The 6460-nt window shown below is 44.0% G+C and carries 4 protein-coding genes; all 4 read left to right on the top strand.

Annotated elements, in window-relative coordinates; all coding sequences use genetic code 11:
* Positions 1 to 343: 343 nt before the first annotated feature.
* Entirely contained in the window at positions 344 to 835 is a 492-nt protein-coding gene (locus tag AMR42_RS14845; RefSeq protein WP_099534445.1) for a hypothetical protein, read from the top strand.
* 178 nt (positions 836 to 1013) lie between these two features.
* The gene (locus tag AMR42_RS14840; RefSeq protein WP_143473125.1) at positions 1014 to 2591 is read left to right on the top strand and encodes a hypothetical protein; all 1578 of its coding nucleotides are present in this window, start codon (positions 1014 to 1016) and stop codon (positions 2589 to 2591) included.
* A 29-nt stretch (positions 2592 to 2620) separates the two neighbouring features.
* On the top strand, positions 2621 to 6121 hold the full coding sequence (locus AMR42_RS14835; protein ID WP_099534443.1) for a hypothetical protein: 3501 nt from the start codon (positions 2621 to 2623) through the stop codon (positions 6119 to 6121).
* A 149-nt stretch (positions 6122 to 6270) separates the two neighbouring features.
* Positions 6271 to 6460, top strand: a 190-nt coding sequence (locus AMR42_RS21230) for a hypothetical protein (RefSeq protein WP_234407023.1), incomplete at its 3' end; no start/stop codon positions are given.

Here is a 6460-nt window from a genome sequence, read left to right as displayed (position 1 = left end):
TAGATAAATTGCGATATTTGCAAGTTGTACTCGGTCGCTATGGCTCAATCAGTCATTGGAGCTATGATTTACTGCCAGAAACTCTTGTTGCCTAGAATATGAAGTTTTGTGTTTAGATTCAACACTTCTGAATAGCTACAACTTGTCAGGCAGTAGTTATAATCGAATCAAGGAGTTTAATCCTCTTCTGGAAGCTCAGTTACTTTTGAAGCCTAGCTAGTTGGCTCATCAATTTGTTCAGTGAGTGAATGAAGATTGTTTTTGACAAAAACTTTGCTATAAAAATGAATGACGAAAATCTGCTGCTTGGTGATTTTTGTTTCGTGAATTTTGAAGTAATGGGATGACAGCAATGTTTAGATTCAAGACAAATATCGCTCTTCATGGATTTTTTGCTTTTCTGGGCTGGATGATTGTGGGCGTGTTCATAGCTGTCTTAACTCAAACAATTGGTCAGTGGGGAGTGTTTAAAGGCGGCGACCACGATGAGTGGCGTGACTTTGCTGTTCGGGCTGCATTCGGTTTGGCAGTTGCGAGTTGGTGCGCAACATGGGTTTGGATGGCATGTCAGGCTCATGCTCCCCTATCAAAGGTACGAGAAGGAAAGCGCTGGTTTATCGTCTATCTTGTTGTTGGGGTTCTCTTTTCCTTGATTTACTGCATTTTTGGCGCTTTGTTTGGGTTTCAGGACGCTCCATGGTCACCTGCATTGGCGTTGTGGCTAATTCCATTGGGAGCGCACATGTTTTGTTACTGGCTCGCAGCGGCAGTTATTACGCCGAAGTCGTCTCACTGGTCTAAAGCTGTTTGGTTAGGGCGATCTTCATCTAGATAGCTTTTGTGAAAATAATCTTCAGCAAAATAAGCAAGCTCATTTGACTTGAAAAAGACTTTGCTTTTTAAAGATTTTTATTGGAATGTGTTTTTCTTGTTCAGGTCACCTAATTGATTTCCATTGTCAGGCTTCGGAATTTCTGCTACTATCAACTGTAGAAGTAATAAGGTAGGCAACTATGGGTAATTTACATGTGATTGCAGTGGGGGGGACTGGAGCAAAATGCGCACTTTCATTGATTCATTTGCTTGGAGCCGGATTTTTGAAAGGTGAAAGTGTCAGCTTACGATTCGTTGACCCTGACAGCGAAAACGCCAACGTTAAGCGTGCGGTAAAAGTTGCGTCACATTACTGGCGTTGTAACAAGTCCCTTTCCAAGCTACAGAAAGATCCCATAACAAACCTCTTGGGTGCAAGGTTACTCCATCCCTGCGAGAGTAGGGCTGCTGTAGGGTATGAAGTCCAGGATAATTGGTGTTGGCAGCAGGGTGATGATTCCATTAAGCAGGCAGTGGATAGAAATGACTCCCTAAAACTGCTGATGGGTGCTTTATACAGCGCTAGCGATCTAACAATTCAACCGAAGAGGGAAGGAGGGTTTTGCGCCCGACCTGCTGTTGGATCCTTCATCTTTGGACGAGAGCTCAGTCGTGCTTTGAGCAGTAATAATGATCAAAATGGAGATAACCCATACTGGAAGACATTGCTGGACGATATTGACAATGCGGTCAGGTTTGCTGACAGAGAAGAAGAGGTAAGAATTGTTATTTTCGGTTCAACGTTTGGAGGTACTGGAGCTTCGGGGATTCCAGCATTGATTTCGGCTTTGGGCGATCGACGAAAAGGGCAAAAGAAGGTCAAAATTCATCTGGTTTTGCTACAGCCCTATTTTCGCTTTGAGAGCCGAAAAAGCGACGACTACCCGATTGATGACACTCGGTTCATTACAGCTTCCATGCTATCAATGGAGCGTTACCGAGATTTAGCCTCTAGCGAATATATCAGCTCATTGTTTTTAATCGGCGCACCTAAACAATCAGCGCTAGAAGCCTGCTATAAATATGCGTCACGGGCAAATGGAGAGGCTCAAGATAATCAATCGCACATAGTGGAACTATATGCTGCTATGGCTGGAATCCGCAGCCTAACGATGAACGTTGACGATGGTGCCAAACCTCAGGCTTACTACTTCCAGGTTGATAGATCAGCAGAGAATTTGAAAAAACCTTGGGGATGGGATGATCTAAATCAAATTGACATAAAAGGGGAAATATCTCTTAAAACCCGATTGCAGCAGTATATTTTGTTCTACACCGTCTATTTTGGGTATCGTGCTCTAGTCAAAAGTAAAGAGAGCCTTGCACAACACGTCTGGTACGATCAATTCTTTGGCTGGATAGGCAGTCAAAAGACGGTCGATGAGTCTTTCAAGGGGTTCGATGATTATTTTGAAGATTCCAGAAAGTGGCTCTCGGAAATTTGTTCTCTGCCGAATATTGACCTTGTTGATCAATCTCTACTGGGGGAAGATACTAGTGATATAGATGTTGTTTTAAAACGTCTAGAAACAATTTCAAACCTTGAAGAACCTTCAAAAAAAATTCAGGAAGCCACCATTAGCTTTAATGAGGCTGCTATAGTTTTTCAAGAACGTTGGTTACGCTCGGTAGACAAAACATCACCAGAATTGCCGTTGCTGTCGACCTCAGGTTTCGTTGCGTTTTTGTACCAGGTATTTATTTCCTTGGTGAAGTAATTTTACGGAAATAATGGAGACTGACTGCCATGAAAGAACTGTTAACCTATACAAGCTTTGGACACCAAGGTGGAGCTTTGTACCTTCAGCCTCAAGACTTGCTGGGGACGCTGACAGCACTATCGGAGAGCTCAATTAATAATCTGGGTGACATAAACCAAGAGGGTCAACCTTTATGGTCTGCCATTCCTAGTCCTTGGGCCAAGTGCACTCTTCTTGGTCGTGCCCTGAGAAATGCGGCGGCAACAACAGACGGATCAACAACAGATGAGTTAAGTGAAACTGTGTTGGCAGAGTGGATGGGGCTTTTTGCTGCCGTAGTCCTCTCCAAGTTCTATGTAGTCAATTTAACTTTCGCCAAAATCGATCTTGACGAACTGGGAGCAGAAGGAGAAGCGCTAAAACTGGCTGCGCCAGGTAATGGTAACTGTTGGAAATTTCTGTATGCGGTGCAAATGGGAGGTGTGACGGTTGGTCTTTTAAATCCCGGGACGCTTATTGTCCCTGCTGCTGACTATAGTGAAATTTCTGAAAACGAAAAACTCACATTGCCACCTTGGTTCAATAGCGAAACCAAGAGGTTCTCTAATCCTTTTTTAGGTAGCTTAAGTGAAGAATCCCAACAAAATAGTGAAAGACTGGGGGCACTGAATAAGTGGCTGAGTGAAGCAATTTCACGTCTTGATGGCTTTTCCCGAGATGATGAAGAACGTAAAAGATGGGCAAAAAAAGCTTTCATCAGCCCGGCTCATGATCATACCAAAGTTGAAGATTTGTCTAGTGATTTTGCGAAAACATGCCGTTCTTTAAAGAGGCACTTAGATGTTTTCAAGAGCAGAGCTGAGCTTCTTGGGGTGCCTGGAGATCTTGGGGCTTCACTTACTGAGATTACGACCGGTTTCAACCCCAGTGATGATATTGGACTGTATGGATGCTTTTCAGCAGTCTGGTCAATAAGTAACAGCGATTTAAATTTGCCCCTGCTCTTTGGCAAGCATCTTGTTCTTTCTAATCAGTTTCAGGGGACTCCGGGATTCAGCGCTACTAAAGTTTGGGGAACAACCTATGGTTCAACGATCGAGCAAGAGCTGAAGGCACAAGACTATCAGGAGAGGGTTATAAGTAGACTCAGAAGCGAACATGACTCTGATCAAGTCACGGTGCTATGGCTTGAGGATTTCTTCACAGAGAAAATCTGTGTTTTCCAGAAAGACCAAACCAAAAATCTCACGAGGTATATCCTATTCAAAACTACTGAAGTACCGGATGATCTCAATGTTGCTGTTCCCTTGAGATCTGAAATTCTCGGTTTTTTTGACCTGGTAACTGACCAGGGCGGACTGAACAAGCCAGATCAAAATGGTAAGATACCCCTGTGGGTGAAGCTTGAGTGGGTGAAGCCTAAGCAGCAGGAAAGTGATGTAAAGGTGACGCTCACGATCAAGGCTAGGACAGGGAAGCTGATGCAAGTCAGCAAGACGTATTCATCATCAGGGATGATTGTAAAAGAAAAAGATCGTTACCCAATTGTGGGAGTCTGGCCAAACTTTGCTTCCCCGGATTGGAAAAACTATATCGTTTACAAGAACATTCTTGATGTAGTTAATATAAACGAGGCTAACAATTGGGTTGATATTGAGCCTGTTCAAGTCGATAAGTGCAGACTATTCCAGCTTGAGAAGACTGATTCGGCAGCAACGCCAACGACATATTATTACACCGATTCATTCCCGCTTAACTTTAGGGTCAGCCGATATGACTCTCAAGAAAATGACACTCTTGACTTGGGCCTGCTCCTTTTGGATGGAAGCCCATTCCAATGTGATGCCCGAAGTGATCAAAAAGTGTATGTTGCAGTTGACTTTGGCAGCACTAACACTTGTGTGAATTGGAAAACGGCAAACGAACAACACAACGGATCTAAGACTTTTGAAACACTCTTGCTGCCTCTACTTGCCCCAGAAATTTCTAGCGGCAGGAATTACGAGTCTTTTCTGAACAAGGAGTTCTTGTCTGTAGATCCATACGAGGGGCCTATTCCTTCAATGATTAGTCTCAGTACCCAGTGTCACGGTAGGGGACTCAAGAGCTTTGAAGATGAAGAGCCCAAGATGCTCCATGCTTACTTGGTTGGCTCTGTTCTGGCAAATTCTGGAACAGGGCCGATGCCTCAGCTGGGCGGCTCAAGTGCGCATTGGCGTTGGCATTCTGAGCTGAAGTGGTCTAGTGAGTCTACCGATAAGAGTGCGGTAACTGTCTTTTTAGGAAAATTGCTGACTATCTTGATGGCAAGAATTTTCAAAGAGGGCTACCGAAAGGTTGAAGTTTGCTACTCCTATCCTCGTGCGTTTAGCAAAACGCGTGTCAATGAATTCAACAAGGTATTTGAATATATATGTTCTGAAATGCAAAAAAGGGGTGGAGACGGACTGGAAGTGTTGACCTCTCCGAAGAAAGCATTAACTGAAAGTCAGGCTTCTGTTCTGTACTTCATTCAGCGCGAAGGTGGTAGAAATGCTGCGCGTGACCTACTCGCTGTCATTGATGTTGGAGGAAGCACCTCTGACATCACTATTTACAAGGGAATTGCAGAAGATCTGAGATCAATTAAACTTTCAGATGAAGACTCAGTTCGGTTTGCGGGGCAAGATTTACTGAAAAGAGTTCTCGCCTCAAAGCTACAAAATGGCGATGGAGAAAAAAAATCTATTTACCAAAGGGTTATTGATAACGATTCTGGACCGTACAAGGACGAGCGTGAAGACCTCAACTTGTATTTTAACCTTCTGATTCAAAAAGAAGGACAAAAGCTCCTAGACAATTTTCGGTTTCACACATCCAACGGAGATTTGAGAAACAACGTGATTTCCCTTTTAACCCTTGGCGTTTCAGGCCTGTTGTTTTACATTGGGCGTATGTTGGAATCTGATATAAAAGAATTAATAGAAACGAAGGAGCAAATTAGTCTCTCTGTTGGAATTGGTGGCAATGGGTCTCGATTATTAGATTGGATTTACTACGATGTAAGTACTCACCGTGATGCAATTAAGAAATTGCTCGGCACAATGCTCAAGAGGGGAGCCGGCATTGGCGAAACGGAAGAATCCAGAGTCAAGATTGATATCAACAAGGTTGATGTCAAAATTGATCGTAGCGAACAGCCGAAAAACGAAGTTGTCTTTGGGCTACTCAATCGTTCACCCATTGACTCCCCACAGGAGTCCGATGGGAAAGAGAGTCTTGGTGAGGGCGACTTTAAGGAGCTTGTTGCAGCATTTAATGAATTTGTAGCTGAAGCAAAAGATGCCGGAGCTTTTCTTTCCCCTATCCCCAGTCCTGACCAACAGTTTCTAGATGAGCTTCGTGGCCGTGCTAGGACGCGGATAGTGAACCTGGCTCAGGCTGAAGCTGAGTTGGATGATGATCGAAATGCTTCAAATGAGGAAGAAACTAAGCGGCTAGAACGTCTGATGTTCTTTTTCTTGCTGAGTGACTATCTTGGGGAAGCTAGCTCTAAGATGCGGTTCTAAATCAATCGTACATGGCTCCTGATATGTTTAGTTGAGCGCACCACGAGGGCAGATAACGCACTGAGCACTATCCGCCTCCAGTTGATGGCTTGGGGCTTCTGCTCTTTTGGTTAATTACTACCGTCACCACGCATTTCTAGCGAAAGCTCATGTCTAATCGTACCGAAGAAAAAGTGCAAGATAGGAACACCATTAAGAACTTCGCGTCACCTTTTGTTCCTGTTATTAGCAGACTTGCTGTCTTTATCTTTTGCTATGCGCTTACTTACTATCTATTTAACTCCGCAGTAACTAGTCCCAAACCCTCTACTCCTGCCCGCAGCCCCAGGCCTCAAGCAG

Origin of the sequence: Limnothrix sp. PR1529, from assembly GCF_002742025.1 — a bacterium.
Classification (GTDB): Bacteria; Cyanobacteriota; Cyanobacteriia; order CACIAM-69d; family CACIAM-69d; genus CACIAM-69d.
The sequence above is the reverse complement of the archived record's forward strand: the minus strand, read 5'-3'. Positions and strand labels throughout refer to the sequence as shown.